Annotated in this window: 19 protein-coding genes; 9 read left to right on the top strand and 10 right to left on the bottom strand. The window is 42.0% G+C overall.

From position 1 onward, the window contains the following. Window positions 1-301: 301 nt before the first annotated feature. Both pomA and GQS54_RS10250 read left to right on the top strand, forming a co-directional pair. Window positions 302-1066 carry a flagellar motor protein PomA gene (gene pomA, locus GQS54_RS10255; protein ID WP_166423898.1) on the top strand — a complete coding sequence of 255 codons (765 nt, stop codon included), beginning with the start codon at window positions 302-304 and terminating at the stop codon, window positions 1064-1066. Window positions 1067-1069: 3 nt separating this feature from the next. Then, window positions 1070-1987 carry a flagellar motor protein MotB gene (locus tag GQS54_RS10250; RefSeq protein ID WP_158769210.1) on the top strand — a complete coding sequence of 306 codons (918 nt, stop codon included), beginning with the start codon at window positions 1070-1072 and terminating at the stop codon, window positions 1985-1987. 84 nt (window positions 1988-2071) lie between these two features. Here GQS54_RS10250 and GQS54_RS10245 read toward each other — a convergent pair whose 3' ends face one another. The 7 genes from GQS54_RS10245 to GQS54_RS10215 are packed head-to-tail and all read right to left on the bottom strand — an operon-like array spanning window position 2072 to window position 7550. After that, the gene (locus tag GQS54_RS10245; RefSeq protein ID WP_166423897.1) at window positions 2072-2623 is read right to left on the bottom strand and encodes a DUF3833 domain-containing protein; all 552 of its coding nucleotides are present in this window, start codon (window positions 2621-2623) and stop codon (window positions 2072-2074) included. A 9-nt stretch (window positions 2624-2632) separates the two neighbouring features. Further along, window positions 2633-3142: a chalcone isomerase family protein gene (locus GQS54_RS10240; RefSeq protein WP_205967711.1), complete on the bottom strand. Its 510-nt coding sequence runs from the start codon at window positions 3140-3142 to the stop codon at window positions 2633-2635. A 1-nt stretch (window position 3143) separates the two neighbouring features. Further along, a complete protein-coding gene (locus GQS54_RS10235; protein WP_166423896.1) occupies window positions 3144-4397 on the bottom strand; it encodes a cyclopropane-fatty-acyl-phospholipid synthase family protein in 1254 nt (417 codons plus the stop codon). Between the two features lies 1 nt (window position 4398). Further along, window positions 4399-5127, bottom strand: coding sequence for a DUF1365 domain-containing protein (locus GQS54_RS10230; protein WP_166423895.1), 729 nt, complete (start codon window positions 5125-5127; stop codon window positions 4399-4401). Further along, window positions 5127-6398: an FAD-dependent oxidoreductase gene (locus tag GQS54_RS10225; RefSeq protein WP_166423894.1), complete on the bottom strand. Its 1272-nt coding sequence runs from the start codon at window positions 6396-6398 to the stop codon at window positions 5127-5129. Before GQS54_RS10225 ends, GQS54_RS10230 begins: the two co-directional genes overlap by 1 nt. After that, on the bottom strand, window positions 6391-7131 hold the full coding sequence (locus tag GQS54_RS10220) for an SDR family NAD(P)-dependent oxidoreductase (protein ID WP_166423893.1): 741 nt from the start codon (window positions 7129-7131) through the stop codon (window positions 6391-6393). Before GQS54_RS10220 ends, GQS54_RS10225 begins: the two co-directional genes overlap by 8 nt. Further along, window positions 7128-7550 (bottom strand): nuclear transport factor 2 family protein, encoded by a 423-nt coding sequence (locus GQS54_RS10215; RefSeq protein ID WP_166423892.1) that lies wholly within the window; start codon window positions 7548-7550, stop codon window positions 7128-7130. The genes GQS54_RS10220 and GQS54_RS10215 overlap by 4 nt, the downstream gene beginning before the upstream one ends. Window positions 7551-7715: 165 nt before the next feature. Here GQS54_RS10215 and GQS54_RS10210 point away from each other — a divergent pair, with 165 nt between their 5' ends. The 3 genes from GQS54_RS10210 to GQS54_RS10200 are packed head-to-tail and all read left to right on the top strand — an operon-like array spanning window position 7716 to window position 9622. Then, window positions 7716-8282 (top strand): LON peptidase substrate-binding domain-containing protein, encoded by a 567-nt coding sequence (locus GQS54_RS10210; protein WP_166424010.1) that lies wholly within the window; start codon window positions 7716-7718, stop codon window positions 8280-8282. 55 nt (window positions 8283-8337) lie between these two features. Beyond that, window positions 8338-8952, top strand: coding sequence for a sigma-70 family RNA polymerase sigma factor (locus GQS54_RS10205; RefSeq protein ID WP_166423891.1), 615 nt, complete (start codon window positions 8338-8340; stop codon window positions 8950-8952). Beyond that, the gene (locus GQS54_RS10200; RefSeq protein WP_166423890.1) at window positions 8945-9622 is read left to right on the top strand and encodes a ChrR family anti-sigma-E factor; all 678 of its coding nucleotides are present in this window, start codon (window positions 8945-8947) and stop codon (window positions 9620-9622) included. The genes GQS54_RS10205 and GQS54_RS10200 overlap by 8 nt, the downstream gene beginning before the upstream one ends. Before the next feature lie 73 nt (window positions 9623-9695). Here the strand turns inward: GQS54_RS10200 and GQS54_RS10195 are convergent, their stop codons facing one another. Next, window positions 9696-10463 (bottom strand): outer membrane protein assembly factor BamD, encoded by a 768-nt coding sequence (locus tag GQS54_RS10195; RefSeq protein WP_205967710.1) that lies wholly within the window; start codon window positions 10461-10463, stop codon window positions 9696-9698. A gap of 172 nt (window positions 10464-10635) precedes the next feature. On the opposite strand from GQS54_RS10195, the gene rluD reads away from it, so the two are divergent. The 3 genes from rluD (at window position 10636) to clpB (ending at window position 15058) form a co-directional block, all read left to right on the top strand. Then, window positions 10636-11619, top strand: a complete 984-nt coding sequence (gene rluD, locus GQS54_RS10190; protein WP_166423889.1) for a 23S rRNA pseudouridine(1911/1915/1917) synthase RluD — start codon at window positions 10636-10638, stop codon at window positions 11617-11619. Between the two features lie 3 nt (window positions 11620-11622). Then, window positions 11623-12360 (top strand): peptidoglycan editing factor PgeF, encoded by a 738-nt coding sequence (pgeF, locus tag GQS54_RS10185; protein WP_166423888.1) that lies wholly within the window; start codon window positions 11623-11625, stop codon window positions 12358-12360. Between the two features lie 121 nt (window positions 12361-12481). Continuing rightward, the gene (clpB, locus tag GQS54_RS10180) at window positions 12482-15058 is read left to right on the top strand and encodes an ATP-dependent chaperone ClpB (protein ID WP_166423887.1); all 2577 of its coding nucleotides are present in this window, start codon (window positions 12482-12484) and stop codon (window positions 15056-15058) included. 141 nt (window positions 15059-15199) lie between these two features. Here clpB and prsT read toward each other — a convergent pair whose 3' ends face one another. Both prsT and xdp1 read right to left on the bottom strand, forming a co-directional pair. Then, window positions 15200-17995 (bottom strand): XrtA/PEP-CTERM system TPR-repeat protein PrsT, encoded by a 2796-nt coding sequence (gene prsT, locus GQS54_RS10175; RefSeq protein ID WP_166423886.1) that lies wholly within the window; start codon window positions 17993-17995, stop codon window positions 15200-15202. Between the two features lie 159 nt (window positions 17996-18154). Then, a complete protein-coding gene (gene xdp1 / locus GQS54_RS10170; RefSeq protein ID WP_166423885.1) occupies window positions 18155-18925 on the bottom strand; it encodes an exosortase-dependent surface protein XDP1 in 771 nt (256 codons plus the stop codon). Window positions 18926-19294: 369 nt separating this feature from the next. On the opposite strand from xdp1, the gene pssA reads away from it, so the two are divergent. Further along, window positions 19295-20119, top strand: coding sequence for a CDP-diacylglycerol--serine O-phosphatidyltransferase (gene pssA, locus GQS54_RS10165; RefSeq protein ID WP_166423884.1), 825 nt, complete (start codon window positions 19295-19297; stop codon window positions 20117-20119). Window positions 20120-21073 lie beyond the last annotated feature (954 nt).

The following is a 21073-nucleotide window of genomic DNA, read 5'->3' as shown; positions in this document are numbered from 1 at the left end:
TTGAGCGCACCTTACCTGAGGGGTAAATAGTGGTCAAACCTTTTTCATACTTCAGAGCGTGAACCGTTAAAACTATTTCTCTTATGATTAAATACTTATCTCAACATGATGATGATATTTCAGGCTACACTACAAAGGATTTGTACCTAAGGACTATAGATTATTTCAACTTAGTCGATAAAATGATTAACCAAGTCAATAAGCTAAATATATATCCTGTTATTTGCTAATTAAAAGCAGGCGTTTTATAGCTAGGCCATTTTTTATTTCACGTAACACACTTTTTTGATGGGAGTACAATGTGGATTTAGCAACCCTTATCGGCATGATCGGCGCGTTTGGTTTCGTGATCATGGCCATGGTGCTAGGCGGTGATTTGGGGATGTTTTTTAACGTACCCTCTATTTTAATCGTCGTGTGCGGTAGTTTATTCGTGGTGTTATCTCAGTTTACCTTAGGGCAGTTTTTTGGTGCGGGTAAAATTGCCGGTAAAGCCTTTATGTTCAAAATAGAATCACCTGAATCTCAAATCGAAAAAATTGTTGAAATGGCCGATGCAGCACGCAAAGGTGGTTTCTTAGCGTTAGAAGAAGCCCAAATTGAAAATGAATTTATGCAAAAAGGTGTCGATATGCTGGTTGATGGGCACGATGTCGATGTCGTGCGGGCAACATTAGGCAAAGATATTTCAATGACGACTGAGCGCCACGAATTCGGTGCTACCATCTTTAAAGGCTTAGGTGATGTGGCGCCTGCAATGGGCATGATTGGTACGCTAATTGGTTTGGTTGCCATGTTATCAAACATGGATGATCCCAAATCAATCGGGCCGGCAATGGCCGTTGCGCTTTTAACCACTCTTTACGGGGCAGTATTAGCGAACGTGGTATGTTTACCCATTGCAGAAAAACTGGGTAATCGTGCAGTCGAAGAAAAGCTCAATCAAAGTCTTATCCTAGACGGAATAATTGGGATAGCGGACGGGCAAAACCCTAGAGTTATCGAAGGAATACTCAAAAGTTATTTAGCTGCCAGTAAACGCGGCAGCGCCACGGAAGACGCATAAGTCATGGAAGACGAATGCCCAAAATGTCCCCCCGAAGGTCTACCTGCATGGATGGGGACATTTGCAGATTTAATGTCTTTATTGATGTGTTTCTTCGTTTTGCTGCTGTCATTCTCAGAAATGGATGTACTAAAATTTAAGCAAATTGCCGGTTCGATGAAGTTTGCTTTTGGTGTGCAGAACAAAATTGAAGTGAAAGACATTCCCAAAGGTACAAGTGTTATTGCCATGGAATTTAGACCAGGGCGCCCAGATCCGACGCCAATTGAGACAATTCAGCAGCAAACCATTGAAATGACCCAGCAAATGTTAGAGTTTCAAGCCGGCAATGAAGACTCGGCTGGTGGACGTCAAAAGCAACGTGGTGAACAAAAAGGCGGTGCCGCTCAGCAAACCGCTAGCGAAGAAGCAAGCGCGAAAAGTAAAGCAAGCCAAGAAGAAGCCAACGAGAAATTGAAGAAGGTTGCACAGCAACTGGAAAAAGAAATTCTCGACGGAGCAATTGAAATGGAATCATTAGGGCAGCAGCTCATTATTCGTATTCGCGAAAATGGTTCTTTCTCTGCCGGTTCAGCATTTTTACAACCTCAATTTCGACCTATCCTGCGTAAGATAGGTACCATACTGGCTGATATGCCAGGTGATATTGAAATATCAGGTCACAGCGACAGTATGGTGATTTCTAACGAGCTATATCGTTCTAATTGGGACTTGTCGGCGCAACGTGCGGTTGCCGTGGCTGAAGAGTTACGCAAAGCGCCTGGTTTTAATGAAAGTCGTATGTCGGTTGTGGGTAAAGCGGATACGGCCCCCTTATTGGGCGAAGATAATGCACAAGCGCGCAGCAGTAACAGGCGTGTCGAGATTGCCATTAAGCAGGGTAAAGCGAAAGTGTCAGAGCCTATATCCGTGTTAGAATAAGCGCTTATTTATTGACAAAAATCAAGGCGACCCACAGGTCGCTTTTTTTTGCGCAGTACGTTAGGCCCTAAGCCTAGAGTAGATTTAAGAACCGCATAAGGGTACATCTGCGCTCTTATCAAAAAAGATTGAAAATTCAGCAACGGTCACACCGAATTTTTTCATGTATGAACGATTCATCATACGGTTATCGTCTAAAGCGTACATCCAGTCATCAATCGCGAAGTCGTATTCGGTGCCGTCAATGGGAACGGTTAAGGTGTATTTCCAGTTAAAGGCGCTGCCTTGTGATGCGCCACTCGCTTGACCCACTACATCCGATGCACTGCCTGTTACGGCGCCATTATCATCTACAGTGACGTTCCATATCCGTGTTTGACGGGAACCATCATTGAAATAAAATGATTCATCAAGCTGGCCATTATTGCCTTGCCAGGTTGCTGTGATATCGACGCAGAATCGCCGAGTGAGTTTACCTGAATAGTCTTGAACTATACCCCAAGCTGATAACTGGCCATCGAAGTAGTCTTTGAGTGAAAAGGCCGGTGTCGTGCCTCGATATTCATCAATAGCGGTACTACAAGCGCTTAACAACACTACACTAGCGGATAGTGAAAGAGCTTTTAGGGTGTGCATAATTGTGTCCTATTTTGCCTGACCGATTAATTGCTTGCGCAGTTTTGGGTAGCTACCATTGGGGTCTAACCATATACGTATAAAACTCGCTGAAAAATCTTTATCTGTGATGCTACCCACCGGTTTTTGATTTACATAAAACGCACCACTGTGGTCGTCATTGATTAAAAATAAAAACTCATCTTGTTCCTTGATGTCGGGCCATATACGAGCGAGTTGCGTCAACCAAGGCCGATAAACTTCACGGGCAATGCCGAGCTTGTCCCATTCGTCCGAGGTTGAAGCTAAAAGATCGTCTGCATCGATATCTCGTAAATAAGTAATTTGTAGCGCCAGAGGTCGTTGATTCTCCCTATAAGTACCGTCAGCGCTATATAACGTAGAGTGATATATATCCCATAAAAACACCGATAACTTGGCGCTTCCTATCGGCTGCATCTCCCGGGTCAGTGCCGAACTTTGCGCTACCGATGAGCACAGAATTAACAACAATACGATACAGCGGATGCTTGGCTTCATGTTAGCGGCTTAACGGGGCGCAATAAGCAGGTTTACTTAGTACCAGTTGCACGGTGCTAATGGTACGCTCTAAAAAACCGCCTTCGCAGTAGCTAAGATAGTAGCGCCACATATTACTAAAGCGTTCGTCGTAACCATCTTGGGCTAGCACATCAATGTTACTGTTAAATGCTTGATGCCAATGTTGTAGGGTTTTTGCATAGTCTAATCCAATATCATGAAGATCGCGGATCATCATGTCGGTGTGTTTCTTAAGGTGCTCATTGATCAACAACTGAGACGGTAAAAATCCACCTGGGAATATATGTTTTTGAATGAAATCAACGCTTTTGGCATAACTGTTCAAGCGCTGATCACTGATGGTTATTGACTGGAGCAACATAACGCCGTCTTTCTTTAAGAGCTTAGAGCATTGCTGAAAAAAGGTAGGCAAATAATCTTTACCTACCGCTTCAATCATCTCAATTGAAACCAACTTGTCGTATTGGCCTTCTAATAACCGATAGTCTTTTTTCAAAAGGGTTATTTGTTGTTGTAAGTTTTCACGTTCAACCCACTGTTGGGCAAACGCGTATTGTTCTTCAGAAATCGTGGTTGTGGTCACTTTGCAGCCATAATTTTTAGCCGCATAAACCGCCAGCCCACCCCATCCGGTGCCTATTTCTAATAAATGATCGTTTGCTGTAAGTTGCAACTTGTCACATATGGTTTTCAGTTTATATTGCTGTGCCTCGCTAAGGTTGGCGTCTTTGTGCGGGTAAATTGCCGATGAGTACATCATGCTGTCATCTAAAAATCGGGTATATAACTTGTTGCCCAAATCGTAATGATCCGCAATATTCTTCTTTGCTTGGCTAGTGGAGTTACGCCGTGCAAAATGACTGATCTTGCGAAGCGGCAAAGCTAACCACTCCATTTTACCTTCCCAGCGGTCAAGCATCGGCAAGTTGCGGGCGAAAATTCGAATTACATTGGTTAGATTTGGTGTAATCCACATACCTTCGCTGTATGTTTCGCCTGAGGCGACGCTGCCACCAAATAGCAAACGGCGGTATGAACGCAAGTCTAGGAAGTTGATTTCGGCATGTAAGTCAGAGCCTTTTTCGCCGAATACATCGACTAACACGCCATTTTCTTTTATGACCATTTCGCCTTCGGGCAAACTGGCAAAAATTTTCAACATGATTTGGCGGCTGATTTTGTCTTGCCAAGAAAGTGAATTAACTTCTTGGAGGGTCTGTTCGCTGTTAACCATACTACTTCTTACCTTGTGTTGCGTGCGCGTAAAAGGGCACACGTTTTAAAAATAGTTTTATTGCCTGCCAATAAATACCGATTACGGTCTTAATGGCCATGCTAGGGATTGATACTAGTACGCGAAATACTGAGCCAGAGTTCAGTTCAATACGCGTTAAATTCAAACCTGTGTCTAAATGCGTGATCTCTTTGACACATTTGAGTGTTAATTTGAGTTTGTTACCCGGTTGCATAACCTCCCATTTATACTGCATATCCAAGGGGTTAAAGGGGGAAACATGGAATGCTTTTTGTGAATCCTGTTGGTCATTTAAGTCTACTAAGTAGTGATGCCGTTCATTCCACGGGGTATTGCTGACTTCAGCCAACATATGGCTGTAATGACCGTCTGGTTGACGTAAGTAATAGAAATTGACGGGGCTAAAATACAAACCAAACGTGCGTACTTGCCCAAGTAGGTATACGTCACCAGCAAGTTGCTTTCCTGCTAATTCGCTCATCCGCGCGAGGACACTTTTCTCGAGTGATTCCGTTTTATCACCCAGATAATCTTGGCGTTTGTAACGCAAGGGGGCCCAATGTGAGGATGAGAAAAAACGCACTTTTTTTTCAATTTCACTCAACTCATCAAGTTTTAACCACATAAGAAAAATATCGTAGTTAAACGAATTCTTTTTAGGGTAGTGGCGAGCGTGAAACACCCGACCTTTATACATAGCACTTTGCATTACAAGGTTTCACCAAAATGCTGGCATACGTCTAATGCGCTACGCACACCATCTTCATGGAAGCCGTTATACCAATATGCACCACAAAAATGCAGTCCGTCTACAGCGGAAATTTCATGTCGACGAGACTGCGCATTGATAGCGGCTTCATTAAATTGAGGATGGGCATATTGGTAAGTCCCTAATATTGCATCTTCGGCGATACCTCTGCGATTATTGAGTGTTACGCAAAAAGTGGTATCTGATTTAAGGCACTGCAAGATATTCATATTGTAAGTCAGTATCGCAGGTGAGTGATGGGCTTCGCGTTCATTAGGGATCGAATAGTTCCAACTGGCCCAGGCGAGCTTACGTTTAGGTAATACACTACTGTCAGTGTGCAAAATAACGTCATTAGGAATGTATTTTATTTGGCCAAGTATATTAGCTACAAGCTCCCGCTGGGGAATTTTAGCGTTATCAAGCATGCCTAGAGCCTGATCACTATGGCAAGCAAAAATAATCTCATCGAACTGTTCACTGCCCTCATGCCAATTCACTTGATAGCCAGACTCCATTTTCGTTACGTGTGTAACCGGCGTGCTTAAGCGAATTTTATTGTTAAAACCTCTCGATAAGGGCGCAATATACTCTCTTGAGCCGCCAATAAGGGTATACCATTGAGGACGGTCTGTGATGTTGAGTAAACCGTGATTATTAAAGAATCGTAAGAAAAATATAAAAGGGAATGCTTTTATGTCTTCAACACTGGTAGACCAAATTGCCGCGCACATCGGTAATATATAATTATAAATAAACGCGTCGCTGAAATGATGTTCGGTTAGAAAGCCAAACAAGGTTTGCTGAGCGTTTATGTTGGCTAAGTCTTGTGCTTTACACAGCTTATTGAAACGTAAAATATCTTTTACGATACGCCAAAATAAAGGTCGAAATAGATTGCGCCGTTGAGCAAATAAACTATTAAGTGTATTTCCGTTATATTCTAAATTCAGAGCCGTATTTTTGACACTGAAACTCATTTCGCTGGGCTGACTCTTCACTTTTAGGCTGTCCATCAACTTTATAAAGTTGGGGTACGTCCAATCGTTGTAAACGATAAAACCCGTATCGATAGCATATTCGCGGCCATTAACCATGACGTCTTTTGTGGCAGTGTGCCCACCGATGTAATCGTTGGCTTCAAAAATGGTAATGTCGTGTTTCGTGTGCAGCAAGTGGCCACATGTTAATCCTGAAATTCCGCTGCCAATAATGGCAATTCGCTTAGACATCTTTGTCCGCTTCCTGTTTGTTATTTTTCATTTTCTTACTTAGCGCGACTTTTATCGAGCTGGGTAGTCGTGATAACACGCGAAGTATTACGCCAAACATCATAGGGAAATAAATATTTTTCGAACGCTTCTCAATGCCCTTAAGTAAACTCGCCACTGCTTCATCAACGGAAATTCGCATAGGCATATCGAAATCGTTTTTATTGGTCAAGGGCGTTTCTACAAAACCCGGTGAAACACTCTGCACCATTATGCCTTTGGCGGCTAAATCAACTTCCATTGTTTTGGTCAGGTAATGTAAAGCCGCTTTACTGGCGCCATATACTTGGCTCTGCGTAAAGGGTAGCAACCTAGCCATACTGTCGACGATAACGAGTTGGTTACCCGCTACTAAATTAGGTAATAAAGCATTGATACAATTAACAACGCCAAAAAAGTTCGCTTCAAAAACTCTTTTAAACATATCTGGATCAAATGTATCAATATCAACGTATTCGCAAACGCCAGCGTTGAGAACATATATATCAGCTTGCACATTACTTAATGCATCTAGAGTTTGCTGTTGGTCGGTGACATCAAAATTAAGGGTTGATAACGAGTGGCTAGTTTCGAGCTCAGTGAGTTTTTCTTTATTGCGGCCGCAAGCAATGACGTTATAGTGCCTATCAGCAGCAAGCTTGGCGAATCCTTCGCCGATACCTGACGTTGCACCAGTGATTAAAATTTGTTTCATGACGCTAATCGTCCTTTAAGGTATCTGATAACCGAGCCAAGAAGCGGTATGTGTTCATAACACATGCTGCCTAAATCATAATAATCCCGTTGATAACAAATTTTATTCTCTGTAAGCGCCACTTGGCTAATGCCTTGCACACTGATGTTTTTGCCCGCGTTTAGCTTGGGATGACTAAAATGCATTACCCACGTAATCACTGCGCGGGAATCAAATTCATCTACTTGTTGAATGTCAAACGAGCATTGACTAACATTTTCCAGTAGTTGAGCAAAGTAATGTCGTACATTTGGTAAGCCTCGATGTTCCTTTACTGGGTCGACAAAAACAATGTCTGCGCTGTAAAGATCCGCGAGTTCTGTAAGGGATTGGGTATCTAGTTTTTTATAAAAGTTTACGAAACGTTCTACTGCTTCCATAGGGTCGCACTCGTTATATGTTGACGGTCATTATAAAGTTACTATGATTTTTAACGTATAAACGGGTTTTTAGATCATCATTTGAATGATTTCCAATGGTCACAGATCTAAATAGTGATGATCACGTACCAATCCATATCTACCACCTGAGTAATACACTTGAATATGTTTACATTACCTTTATTCCCTTTATCAGCACACATTTTACCCCAAGGGCGTATGGCACTGCGCATTTTTGAACCGCGTTATATCCGTATGGTGAAAGAGGCATGTGCTGCCCAGTCGGGCTTCGGTATTTGCATGTTAAATGCCAAAGGGGATAAATCTCGAAATGAACACATTCATCATGTTGGCACCCACGTTAAGGTTATTGACTTTGATATATTGAACGATGGTTTACTTGGGATAACAGTAGAAGGTGATCGTTGCTTTTCCATTCAACACATTGAAACGGAAAAAGATGGCCTACAGATCGGACAATGTTCATGGCTTCCTGCATGGCAGCTAGAACCGGAAACTGATATTTCTTTGGTGCAGCAGCGCTTAGTCGATATATTTAATAAGTACCCCGAGATTCAAGAGATGTATCCAGAAACTCATTTTGACGATCCAATTTGGGTGGTTCATCGATGGCTAGAACTTCTGCCTGTTTCAGCCGAACAAAAACAGCAATTTATTCAGCAAAGGGACTATGTTAAAACGATCGATTTTTTGACACAATTGGTCAAATGATCTTTTTCACAACTAAGCGTGTATAAACTGTAATCGTTAATACAGGTGAAAAGTGATGCTTGTCGGAATCCCTTTGGAAACAAAACATTCAAATGCAGTTGTACCGAAAGAGTGTGCTAACGAAATGTCAGCATATCTTGAATTAGTAGGGCAAATGCGCTGTAAACGCTCCTTTGCAGAAGTGTTTAATTATTTTGCCCCTCGACTTCGTTCGTACGCTCTTAAGCAAATGGGTAACGAGGCGCTTGCTATGGAGTTGGTGCAAGACACGATGTCGAATGTATGGCAGAAATCTCACCTATTTAATTCAGAGAAAGGCGCGCCGTCGACTTGGATTTTTACTATCGCTCGAAATATCCGTTTCGATATGCTGCGTAAACAACGTAACCGTAAAGAAGATATATGCGCAGATGATTTATGGCCTGTTCTTTGTGAACAAACCGCAGACGTTAACGAAGTCCCCCTCGACGAGCAAGTCACGTTGCAAGAACTCGGTAAGTTGTTTGGTGCACTGCCAGAGAAACAGCGTGCTGTGATCGAGGCTATTTACGTGGAAGGTAAATCCCAACAAGAAGTGGCAGACGAATTGTCCATCCCCCTTGGTACCGTCAAATCGCGAACACGCCTTGCCTTACAGCGTTTAAAAGAGATGTTAAAAGATAATGATTAATTTCCATCCTGAATTGGCACATATTCAAGCTTTTGCTGAAGGCACATGTCCAGTTAATTTAGCCCTGATCATTTCAGCCCATGTTGATATGTGCCCTCGTTGTCAGGCATTAACAATGCAAGCGCAAGAAGATATAAGTGTAAAAGAATTATCGCGGACAATTCAAACACCCGGCGTTGATGTTAATAAAGATCTCAACGATATGATGTTACAGATTATGCAGGGCACTGATTTTGAACCGATAGACGTCCAGCCGGTCAATTGCCCACTTGAACTCGACGGCCGTCAATTCGCCCTGCCCAGAGCCTTGGCTAGATATACTCAGAAAACCGGTAATTGGTCTCGTCTGGTGGGTAAATTATGGCAGGCACCGGTGGATTTAGGACAGGACGGTCAAGCTAACTTTATTTATATGGAAAAAGGCGGTCGTGTACCTGAGCACACCCACAAAGGCTCTGAGTTTACACTGGTTATTGATGGGCAGTTTAGTGATGGATTAGCCGACTACGATTGTGGTGATTTTACTATTATGGATAGCAGTAACAAACACATGCCTTTCTCTGAGGCCGACGAAGGGTGTTTGGTTTTTACCATGGTAGATAAGCCGTTACATTTTACTTCGGGTTTAGCGCGACTTTTGAACCCTTTCAGCCAGTTGTTTTTTAAATAACGTATCACGTAAAATTCACTTATAAAAAAACGCGCTCAAGGCGCGTTTTTTAATGGTTAAGCTATCTATCCCGTTAGCTGATAAAACTGCTTTGTGGATAGTTAAGTTTAAGCGTTTTCATCACGTTGTTTTTCAAATCATCAAGCTTTAGCTGATCGTAACATTCCACCATGATTTCTAAGGCTTCTTGCACATGGTCAGTATCTGGATAGTACTCAAGCACGTAACGGCCTCGGTTAGCTGCAGCTACGTATGCTTCACGACGCATATAGAAACGTGCAATAGCAATTTCATACTTTGCTAGACGGCTTTTGATGTGCAACATACGTTTTTGCGCATCAGCGGCGTATTTGCTATCAGGGTACTTCTCAATTAAACGTCTGAAATCTTCAAATGCTTCACGAGATTTACTGGGATCACGGTCTGAACGGTCAATACCCACTAATTCTTGAAATAAATTTTTATCTGATTCCATGTTAGTTAATCCGCGCATATATAGAGCGTAGTCAACATCAGCATGGTTTGGGTTTAATCGGGTGAAGCGATCGATAGTTGAAATGGCTTCGTTCACTTTGCCTGACTTATAGTAAGCATAAATTAAATCTAACTGAACCTGATTTGATAAAGGTCCAAATGGATATCTTGAATCTAATGCACTAAGGGTCGCAGTGGCAGCATTGAAGTTACCAATTGCCATTTTTTCTTTCGCATCTTCATATAAAGATGCGGCGCTACGATTATTTACAACTACTTCTTCATCATCTGGAGAGGACGAACAGCCACTTATCGCGATAATCGCTGCGGCTAGAAAAATCTTGGGTAACGATAACTTTCTCATCATATTTATCTTATTTACTCTTATTTATGCTTGCGATAAGCGTTCGTCGATTCATTGCTGGCAAAAATCCGTTAGAATAGGGTTTTATAGAACCGATAACAGCTGCATATTCTAACCCAGCGTATTGGGCTATGCACATATAAATCGTTCGAAACACTACTAGGGTCTCCTTTGCATGTCTACAAGCTATGAAAAAATACAACTACAGGCCGCGGTGCCACAAACGTTGTTAGGTAAACGTTTAGATCAAGCTTTGGCCGAAATGTTCCCTGATTATTCACGATCACGGATAAAAGATTGGATTTTAGCCGATCAAGTCTCCGTAGATGGTCAGATAGTGAACAGACCAAGAGAAAAGTTACTTGGTGAAGAGTTAATTGAAATTAATGCCAGTATCGAAATACAGGAACGGCACAGCGCTCAAAATATTGATTTGAATATCGTATACGAAGATGAGCATATTCTTGTTATCAACAAACCAACAAATTTGGTCGTGCACCCTGGGGCAGGTAATGCCAACGGTACTATTTTAAATGCGCTGCTTAATCATGTTCCTGATATTGGCAGTGTGCCACGTGCGGGTATCGTGCACCGCTTAGATAAAGACACCACCGGTTTGATGGTCGTGGCTAAAACTATTCCTGCTCAAACACATTTAGTGGAGAAGCTTCAAGCAAGAGAAATTAGCCGCGAATATGAAGCGGTTGTTTATGGCAACTTAATTGCTGGTGGCAGTGTCGACGAGCCGATCGGTCGTCATCCTACTAAGCGCACAAACATGGCAGTGGTTCAATCGGGAAAACCCGCTTTAACGCATTACCGTGTTAAGCAAAAATTTCGTGCTCATACACATCTTCGTTTAAAGCTTGAGTCGGGCAGAACACACCAAATTCGTGTGCACATGGCGCATTTACGTCATCCGTTAATCGGTGACCAAGCATACGGTGGCCGTCCTCGTTTACCAAAAGCGGCAAGTGAAATTATGATTGACACCATTCGTGGTTTTAAACGCCAAGCGTTGCACGCTATTCAGTTAGAACTTGAACATCCCATTACTGGTGAGTGGATGTCGTTTCAAGCTCCATTGCCTGACGACTTTGTTAATTTGTTAGCGGTATTAAAAGAAGACACTGCGCAAAACCCAAACGATCTGGTTTAAACAATGACGGCATTATCATTCATAACACCTAATTGGCCTGCGCCAAAAAAGGTACAGGCATTTTCGACTTTGCGAGTCGGTGGGGTTAGTCAGTTTCCCTATGACTCTTTTAACGTCGGTGCCCATGTTGGGGATGACAATGCCGCTGTGCTGGCTAATCGACAACGGTTACCTCGCTATCAACATGTGAAATGGTTGAATCAAGTGCATGGTAACGATTGTATATTAGTAACGCCTGACTCTGAGCAAAACCAAGATGCTGACGCGACGACAACAACTTACTCGGGATTGGTATGTGCTGTTATGACAGCCGATTGCCTGCCTATTTTACTCTGTGATATGCACGGCACTGAAGTCGCGGCTGTGCATGCGGGCTGGAAAGGCCTAGCTGACGGCGTAATTGAAAATAGCTGCAACGTCATGCGTAGCAAACCAAACAATTTACTCGCGTGGATTGGTCCTCACATTAGCCAGGCAAATTATGAAGTAAACGAAACGGTCTTAAGTCACTTTGACCAATACGCCCATTGCTTTACTAGCGGGAAAACTGGGGGGAAGTATCAGGCAGACTTACAAACTATAGCCCTTGAAAAGCTAACGGCAGTCGGGATAAGCAATGTTTATACTGCAGACCTGTGCACTTATGCAAATGCCAAGCAGCTCTTTTCTCATCGCCGTGCTACCCATCAAGGATTAGCAAAAACCGGTCGAATGGTTTCAGGTATATACCTTCAACCTTAGGTTGTTTTAGCAACTTGATCTAGCTCAATATTAGTCTACTAAAATCGTATTCTTTGCTTGAATATTCTTAATATCACACCATTAATAGGTTAATTATTAATCCATTATAAGTGAGTGGTATATGCGTTTAGACAGTTTCACCAGTAAGTTTCAACTTGCTATATCCGATGCTCAATCCATAGCGCTTGGGCGTGATCATCAATACATTGAACCTGTACATGTGATGACGGCTTTGCTGAATCAGCAAGGCGGATCTGTGCGTGCGTTATTCGAGAATGCCAAAGTAAATGTGAATTCGTTACGTTCAGCTCTGGCCGAAGCAGTAGATAATATTCCCCGTGTAGAAGGCGTTGGTGGCGACGTTCAATTGGCTAAAGAGTCAGTAGTATTGCTGAACCTGAGTGATAAAATCGCTCAAAAGCGTAAAGACAAATATATAACTTCAGAAATATTTGTACTGGCAGCAGTGCAAGACAAAGGCAAACTGGGTGATTTGTTGCGTCAGGTTGGCGCCACAGAAGCGTCTATTGAAAAAGCAATCGAGGATATTCGTGGTGGACAAACGGTAAACGATCCGAATGCTGAAGATGTTCGCCAAGCATTAGAGAAGTTTACCACGGACCTTACCGAACGAGCCGAGCAGGGCAAGCTTGATCCTGTTATTGGTCGAGATGATGAGATACGCCGCACTATTCAGGTATTACAGCGCCGTACAAAGAATAACCCTGTGTTAATCGGTGCGCCAGGCGTAGGTAAAACTGCGATTGCAGAGGGCTTGGCTCAGCGAATCATTAATTCCGAAGTACCAGAAAGCTTAAAGAATAAACGTGTTCTGTCTTTGGACATGGGTGCCTTAATTGCTGGGGCTAAATACCGAGGTGAATTTGAAGAACGTTTGAAAGCAGTGCTTAATGAGTTGGCTAAAGAAGAAGGCCGAGTTATTTTATTTATCGACGAATTGCATACCATGGTGGGTGCTGGTAAAGGCGAAGGCGCGATGGACGCCGGAAATATGCTTAAACCCGCGTTGGCCCGTGGCGAATTACATTGCGTAGGCGCAACCACGTTAGATGAATACAGACAATATATTGAAAAAGACGCTGCACTAGAAAGACGCTTTCAAAAAGTGCTGGTGGACGAGCCGAGTGTTGAAGATACCATTGCGATATTGCGTGGCTTGAAAGAGCGTTATGAGTTACACCATTCAGTTGAAATAACTGACCCTGCTATCGTTGCAGCAGCTTCTTTATCTCATCGTTATATTAGCGACAGACAGTTGCCAGACAAAGCCATCGATCTAATCGATGAGGCTGCATCAAGTATTCGCATGCAAATGGACTCAAAACCAGAGGAAATGGACAAACTTGAGCGACGTATCATTCAATTAAAACTTGAAGAGCAAGCGTTAGCAAAAGAGAAAGACGATGCGAGTCATAAACGTTTAGAGCTTATTGAAATTGAGCGTGAGCAAGCGGAATTTAAATTTTCTGAATTAGAGACGATCTGGAAGTCTGAAAAACTAGCCATGCAAGGTACACAAAGTATTCGTGCAGAGCTTGACCAAGCTAAATTAGATTTAGAAATAGCCCGCCGTGCGTCAGATTTAAGTCGTATGTCTGAACTGCAATATGGACGTATTCCTGAGCTTGAAAGTAAGCTTGAGATAGCGACAGAATCAGAGTCGCAAACCACAGAGCATCAGCTTCTTAAAAGTCGCGTAACAGAAAATGAGATTGCTGACGTACTTTCTCGTTGGACTGGTATTCCGGTATCAAAAATGCTTGAAGGTGAGAAAGATAAACTCATGAGCATGGAAAGCGCACTGCATGAACGTGTGGTGGGGCAAAGTGAAGCGGTCACCGCAGTATCAAATGCTATCCGACGCTCACGTGCAGGTTTAGCGGATCCAAATAAACCGATTGGTTCATTTTTGTTTTTAGGCCCAACAGGGGTGGGTAAAACTGAACTGTGTAAAACCCTCGCTAGCTTCTTATTCGATACTGAAGACGCCATGGTGCGGATAGATATGTCTGAGTTTATGGAGAAGCATTCAGTTTCACGCTTAGTTGGAGCACCTCCTGGTTATGTGGGATATGAAGAAGGCGGCTACTTAACTGAAGCTGTACGTCGTAAGCCTTATTCCGTGATATTGCTCGATGAGATAGAAAAAGCACACCCTGACGTATTTAATATTTTGCTTCAGGTACTCGATGATGGTCGTTTAACGGATGGGCAGGGGCGTACGGTTGATTTCAAAAACACTGTGATCATCATGACCTCTAATTTGGGCTCTGATATTATTCAAGAGCAGCATAGTGAAAATGATTACGAAAAAATGAAGCAGTCAGTGCTTGACGTATTAAGTACTCACTTTAGACCTGAGTTTTTAAACCGTGTAGACGAAACCGTGGTATTCCATCCGTTAGGATTAGAACAAATAACCTCTATCGCTAGTAAGCAACTGCAATTCTTGCGCAAACGCTTAGAAGAAAAAGGTATTGGACTAGAACTGACCGATGCGGCGTTGCATAAAATTGCAGAAGCTGGTTATGACCCGGTTTACGGTGCACGCCCACTTAAACGCGCTATTCAAATGGAAATTGAAAATCCATTAGCGCAGAAGATTTTATCTGGAACACTGATGGCAGATAGTGTCGTCAGTATTGATGCAGATGAAAATGGCTTAATCATTGATTAACTAAGTAATTGAGTAAACGTGGGTTGTAACTAACTATATAATCCATTGGATAATAGAGAACGGCTACTTAGGTAGCCGTTTTTGTTTTAGGGGATTGTTGAATCACAAAGGATATAGGCGAATACGCTTAATCTGCGAATATTATAAAGTTTGCAGTAAGGCAATCGCGGCTGGTTTTTCAGGAAAGTCTTTCACACTATTAATGGCTTGCTTTAATTGTACTTCAGCCTGATCTGCGCGGCCTAACTCTTTTAATGCAACTGCCAAATGATAACGGATAGAGGGATCATTGGAGCGCAATGTAAACGCTAATCTAAGTATTTCTAAGGCTTCTTGGTATTGAGTATTCTTAACCAACAGCCATCCTTTAGTATCTAATATAGCGGCCGAGTTCGGTGCTAGTTTCACCGCTTTTTCCGCGTAGTCTAAGCCTTTTTTATTGTCAGAATCTATCTGGATAATAGCCAGATTATTGTAAATCTTAGATTTATTAGGCAAATCATCGATGGCGATAAGTTTTAGATAATGTGCTTCAGCATTGGCATAATCGTTAGCTATGAAATTAAGATCCGCCAGCAGGTGACGCTGAAAATGAGCGTCGCTGTGAATAGACAAATAGTCAACGAGATACTGGGTAAACTCATTTGTATGCTCGCCTTGACTGGCAAGTTGATATAGCTCAATCAATGGCAGCGTAAAATTAGGATCTAGAGTTAAAGCACGGGTATAGGCTTGATATGTTTGTTGTGTGTCGCCTAAGGCCTTGAAGTAATGACCTTGTAGCACGAATACATTTGGGTTATCAGTAAACGATTTCTGCATATTCGCGAGCAGTGCGTCTACCTCGCTAAGCCTATTTTGCGTTAATAATAATTGACCATATTCTAACTTTGCGAGGGCGTAGTCAGGAGCAATGTCTATTGCGCGTTCAAGGCTTATTTGCGCACCCGCAATGTCATTGGCTTGCAGTTGACTGCGGCTTAGCTCGACTAATTGTGCTGCGTTGTTCGACCATTGACTGAATAATATATCAAGCTGTTTTTTCGCTTTTTTGGGTTCATCAAGGGTGAGCAACAAATTGGCTTTTTCAAATAGATAAGCCGAATTAAAACGATTGATTTTCAATAAGGCGTTTATCTCATTTAGTGCAATTGGGTACTTTTGTTGTTGGCGATAAATATTAACAAGTAATTCATGAGGCCCAGCACTATCTGGCGCAAGCGCTTTGGCGGTGAGTAAACTCTCAATTGCCGAGTCTAATTCATTTTTCTTGACTAATATTTGCGCATGTAAAACGAGTGCAGCCGTGTTGGTTGGTGCTAGGGCGATAACTTTTTCTATCGAAGTCAGAGATGCTGACAGTTTATTTTGCGCAAATTCCACACGGGTCAGATTCATCAGCGCAGCTATATTATCGGCATCTTTGAATAAAATTTTATGCAAGGTCGTCTCAGCGTCCTTCAAATTACCTAAACGAATGTTTAAATCTGCACTCAAATTCGCATAGTGAGAATTATCGGGTTGCAAAAGGATAAGTTTATTGGCTGATAATAAGGCCTCGCTGTAGCGCTGTTCGTTGGCTTCTAATGAGGCTTTAAATAGCAAAACATCTTCGGCATTGGTGTCGAGGTCACTATTGCTTAAAAGTGCAATAGCTTGCTCTGCTTTGTCACGACGCACCAGTAATTTTGCTTCTAACAGAATGACACTGTGATTGTCGCCATCGGTTTTTTTCAGCTCCTCAACAATGCTATTGCATTTAAAGACTTTGTTGCTGGCGAGATACAAGTCGCACAGCAATGAAGATACTGGAACACTTTTCAACACGCTACTTTCATTTAGCTCTAAAAGCTTCACCGCTTTTTTGGGAGCGCCTTGTCGAATGTGAGCCTCAGCTAACAGACCTAAAAGCTCAGGTGGTGCAGACTCCGTTTTTACATAGCGTGAAAGCTCTCGTACGGTAACGTCATAATTTTGATTAATATAAGCAGTAATACCTGTGACTAAGCTGATCCAAGCCGTTTGATCTTTATTTTCGTCAGTGGCTAAGCTCAAGGTTTGACTCAGACTTGCTAATAACGCATCAGCTTCGCCATTTTTCTCTTGCATGGCTAACAGACGGGCTTTAAGCAACTGAGTTTGTAGGTCTCCTGTGGTTTGCTCCTCTATTTGCGTTATCATCGCTTGTGCTTCAGATAACATATTCCCTTCAACGTAACTATTGGCTAATGCGCGCTTAATCGTTGGATCGAAGCTATCGTATTTGTGCGCAAGTTCAAATTGCGCTCTTGCATCGTCGCTTCTACCTTGGCTTTGCAGCACAAGACCGCGTAAAAATAAGCTTTGTGGATTTTGGCTATGCTCAACTAGCCCGGTATCAAGGTACTGATTCGCTAATACGTAGTCTTTATTTAAAAAAGCAATTTGCGCCAATCCATTTAGTGCACGTACATCTTTTTTAAATTCAAGTCGAACGTTTTCATAAATAGTCTGTGCTTGCTGCAAGTTTTTGCGCTGTACGTGAGCAGCAGCTTTTAACAGCAATACATCCAGTTTTACCTGAGCAGATAAATTGCGCGGCATAGGCAATGCTAAAAGCGCGTCTAAGTCCCGGCTGATAAGATAGGCATTGGCTAAGGGAACCAATACTAAATTTAGATCGGCACCCGCGGCCATTACTTCTTCAAATTCAGTTATCGCGTCTTTCACATAGCCATCAATTAATAACACTCGACCCATAAGTAGTTTTGACGGTAAATGAGAAGGTGACTCTTGCAAGGCGTTTTTAAGATGAATGTATGACTCTGGAAACGATTTTTGGTTAAACGCAGATAATGCCTTTTCGTAATTATCGGAGGTATCAGCTAAAGCCAAGGGGGATAATATTACGCAAAGGGCTATAGATGTTAGTAGTGATGAAAATAAAGGTAATTTCATGTAATTATTGACTCTTTTCCTTAGAAAGCTTAGATAAAATATTACGTTACTTTTACCTTTCTTGCTTGTGGAATTTGACTGCTGTAAATATACCTCAGTATTAATTTAGGCAAAAAAAACCTCACTTCAAAGTGAGGTTTTTTGATATTCATATTAGCTTTAAGCTGATTTACGTCGACGCCATGCAGCGAATAAACCAAAAGATGCCAATATAGCTAATGAGCTAGGCTCAGCCACGTCAGATGTCGGTGGCTTAGGGCTTGCTCCAGCAATCGTTGATATACCGGCAATCTTCAGATAATCATTATTGCTCCCGAAACCTCCTGCACCAGATTGGCCGAATGAGCTATTGTAAGCACCAACTATCCAATATTGAGCATCTACATCAGCAGTCGCACTAGTAAATGAGCTCCAGCCGCTGCCGATATTAGCAAAACTTGTACTAAAACTTGCATTGCTGGCAACACTAGCCCAAGTTTGCCCTTGTAATGTTGGTAGCGTATCAAAAGCAGCGATTGATATATCTGAGTCAGTACTGTAATAGCCAATATTGACTCCGGTAATCCTTACCAAATCATCAAAAGTAAACAACAACATGTCAGTATCGCCGCGGTTATCGACATAATGACCATCATTATTGCGGTTGTAATTTAACAAACCGTAACCATTTTGAGCAGCTGTGGCGTTTTGAATGGTGTCTGGGCCATTCTGTTCATTAGTATCGGCCCAAGCTGTAATCGTTAAATCAGTATCAGCCGAATTAAAACTTAACGTATTACCATAAGAACTGGTGTTGCTACCACTTCCATAACTGTTACCACCAGAAGTTCTAAAATCCCAATTGGTGGTGCCTGTTGCCAAACTGGCAAATGAAAATGTCATTAGCGAAGCGGCTAGCGCTATGTTGCGCAGAGTAAATAAATTATTCATATTAATCTTCCTGTCCTTTTAATATGGTGTGTCTTCTAATTAACTATGTATTCTGACAAAGCAAGAAAAGTGCCAAATCAAATTAAATCAGCTATTACAGCGACTTAAAACATCTGCTTTGACACTAACACCTAAGGTGTAAAAAAAATGGACAACTTCAAGAGCAGGTGACTCAATTTGTCGACAATGGCGTAATTATACACCTTATTTGTATTAGCCAATATTAGAAAATGGGTATAATAGGTATAGTTGCTCATACAACGGGATAAATTGTTGAGTTAACCTAGGTTAGTGTTTTTTATGATGCCCGATAACCAAAGCTTACCGTTTATGTTATCTTGGCGCCGTTATTTTATCAGAGGAGCTGTTATGCCCGAATCTAAGCGTAAAGGTATTTATCTTTTACCTAATTTATTAACAACCGCGGGCTTGTTCTCGGGTTTTTATGCTGTTGTTGCGTCTATGAATGGGCACTTTGAAGCCGCTGCAGTAGCGATATTTGTAGCGATGGTTTTCGACGGGCTTGATGGTCGTGTTGCACGAATGACCAATACCCAAAGTGAGTTCGGTGCTGAGTATGACTCCATGGCCGACATGGTGTCATTTGGCATGGCGCCAGCTCTTGTTGCCTATAACTGGGGATTGAGTGGGTTAGGTAAAATTGGTTGGTTAGCCGCCTTTATCTATGTAGCAGGTGCAGCGCTAAGACTTGCTCGTTTTAATACCCAATTGGGTGTGGCAGACAAACGTTATTTTCAAGGCCTTGCCAGTCCAGCTGCTGCTGCATTAGTGGCAGGTTTAGTTTGGGTCGGAGGTGAATATGGTGTCGACGGAGATGACTATAGCGTTATTGTCGCTTTAGTAACCAGCTTCGCAGGGTTATTGATGGTCAGTAATTTTAAGTACAATTCATTTAAAGAAGTGAATTGGCATGGCAAAGTACCATTTGTTGCTTTGTTATTAATTATGCTGATTTTCGTAGTGGTTGCCACAGAGCCTGCATTGGTTTTGTTTGTTGTGTTTGCCTTATACGCGTTAGCCGGACCTATTAATACCTTTCGCAGTGTTGATAAGGTGAAACTGGAACATGTGGTAGGTGACGCTGATGAAAATGATGCGGACTTTATACCTACCGAGACGGATCCTGAAGACAAAACGACAGAATCGGAAGAATCACCTAAAAAAGAACAGTAAATCACTAAAGTAATCTGCCTACATAAAGACAGTTAAGTAAGCGACGTTTACTTGCTATCAGGTCGAGCATATGACCTGATAGCAAATCTCTCCCGAATATCAGTTATGCAGTTTTTGATAGCCCAATATATAACTGAACCAAAATATCCCCCTTGAATGCAGTCCTAGTCGAATTTGGATAAATAAAACCCTAGCTGGCAAGCATTTCATTTATAACCGCATATAAAAAGTCTAATTGGTTACTGATGATATTTCATTAAACGTGACTGAAAACACAGGTTATAGGCTAAACCTTAATAAGCCCTGTTCGCAGGTAATATATTCGACGCTTAGCTGGAGGTATATTCAATAGCGTGGCTGTTTAAGATATGTAGCGCTGCGAATGGTTCAGATCAATCAATACAACTGAAAGGTTGTTGTCACTTTCATTGCTTATTTACGTCCGTTACTGGCCCATGGCGTAATAGCGGTCATTAAAGATCTGATGTGTGGACCTCGAGTATTCTGCAACGTTATAAAGGTATATCTAAATATGCTTTTAGTAAGTCACTTAATATAAGGGGGGCAGCAAGGATTATCCTTATGATGAATTATCTTAAGTGATTTAACGATCGCTTAAATAGGGACTGTTATTGGCTGAAAGGATTTGAGGTCAGGACACTTCGTCGCTATCTAGGATTACCTAAGCCAAGTCAGATCAGATAAAACGAACAAGCCTAAGTAGTACTGAGATTTTGTCATGATAAAACAGGTGACGATCGCTAGATAAAGATAATGGTAGGACGCTATATATAAATTTCATATGAGTCCTTTATACAAAATACACCTTTATATAGCTGCTATATAGTGGAAGTGGCTTAAAAATGCTCAAATTGAACATAAAACCAGCATTCAAACATTTTTATTAAATAAAGGGTTGCGCTGTCAGTTTGGATCTCTATAATGCGCCTCTCG

The organism is Paraglaciecola sp. 20A4, assembly GCF_011378905.1.
Classification (GTDB): Bacteria; Pseudomonadota; Gammaproteobacteria; order Enterobacterales; family Alteromonadaceae; genus Paraglaciecola.
The sequence above is the reverse complement of the archived record's forward strand: the minus strand, read 5'-3'. Positions and strand labels throughout refer to the sequence as shown.

What these genes read in the sequence shown, in the direction of transcription:
- GQS54_RS10250 (WP_158769210.1), top strand. Translation starts at nt 1,070, where the DNA reads ATGGAAGACGAATGCCCAAAATGTCCCCCCGAAGGTCTACCTGCATGG.
- GQS54_RS10245 (WP_166423897.1), bottom strand. Translation starts at nt 2,623, where the DNA reads ATGCACACCCTAAAAGCTCTTTCACTATCCGCTAGTGTAGTGTTGTTA.
- GQS54_RS10240 (WP_205967711.1), bottom strand. Translation starts at nt 3,142, where the DNA reads ATGAAGCCAAGCATCCGCTGTATCGTATTGTTGTTAATTCTGTGCTCA.
- GQS54_RS10235 (WP_166423896.1), bottom strand. Translation starts at nt 4,397, where the DNA reads ATGGTTAACAGCGAACAGACCCTCCAAGAAGTTAATTCACTTTCTTGG.
- GQS54_RS10230 (WP_166423895.1), bottom strand. Translation starts at nt 5,127, where the DNA reads ATGCAAAGTGCTATGTATAAAGGTCGGGTGTTTCACGCTCGCCACTAC.
- GQS54_RS10225 (WP_166423894.1), bottom strand. Translation starts at nt 6,398, where the DNA reads ATGTCTAAGCGAATTGCCATTATTGGCAGCGGAATTTCAGGATTAACA.
- GQS54_RS10220 (WP_166423893.1), bottom strand. Translation starts at nt 7,131, where the DNA reads ATGAAACAAATTTTAATCACTGGTGCAACGTCAGGTATCGGCGAAGGA.
- GQS54_RS10215 (WP_166423892.1), bottom strand. Translation starts at nt 7,550, where the DNA reads ATGGAAGCAGTAGAACGTTTCGTAAACTTTTATAAAAAACTAGATACC.
- GQS54_RS10210 (WP_166424010.1), top strand. Translation starts at nt 7,716, where the DNA reads ATGTTTACATTACCTTTATTCCCTTTATCAGCACACATTTTACCCCAA.
- GQS54_RS10205 (WP_166423891.1), top strand. Translation starts at nt 8,338, where the DNA reads ATGCTTGTCGGAATCCCTTTGGAAACAAAACATTCAAATGCAGTTGTA.
- GQS54_RS10200 (WP_166423890.1), top strand. Translation starts at nt 8,945, where the DNA reads ATGATTAATTTCCATCCTGAATTGGCACATATTCAAGCTTTTGCTGAA.
- GQS54_RS10195 (WP_205967710.1), bottom strand. Translation starts at nt 10,463, where the DNA reads ATGATGAGAAAGTTATCGTTACCCAAGATTTTTCTAGCCGCAGCGATT.
- rluD (WP_166423889.1), top strand. Translation starts at nt 10,636, where the DNA reads ATGTCTACAAGCTATGAAAAAATACAACTACAGGCCGCGGTGCCACAA.
- pgeF (WP_166423888.1), top strand. Translation starts at nt 11,623, where the DNA reads ATGACGGCATTATCATTCATAACACCTAATTGGCCTGCGCCAAAAAAG.
- clpB (WP_166423887.1), top strand. Translation starts at nt 12,482, where the DNA reads ATGCGTTTAGACAGTTTCACCAGTAAGTTTCAACTTGCTATATCCGAT.
- prsT (WP_166423886.1), bottom strand. Translation starts at nt 17,995, where the DNA reads ATGAAATTACCTTTATTTTCATCACTACTAACATCTATAGCCCTTTGC.
- xdp1 (WP_166423885.1), bottom strand. Translation starts at nt 18,925, where the DNA reads ATGAATAATTTATTTACTCTGCGCAACATAGCGCTAGCCGCTTCGCTA.
- pssA (WP_166423884.1), top strand. Translation starts at nt 19,295, where the DNA reads ATGCCCGAATCTAAGCGTAAAGGTATTTATCTTTTACCTAATTTATTA.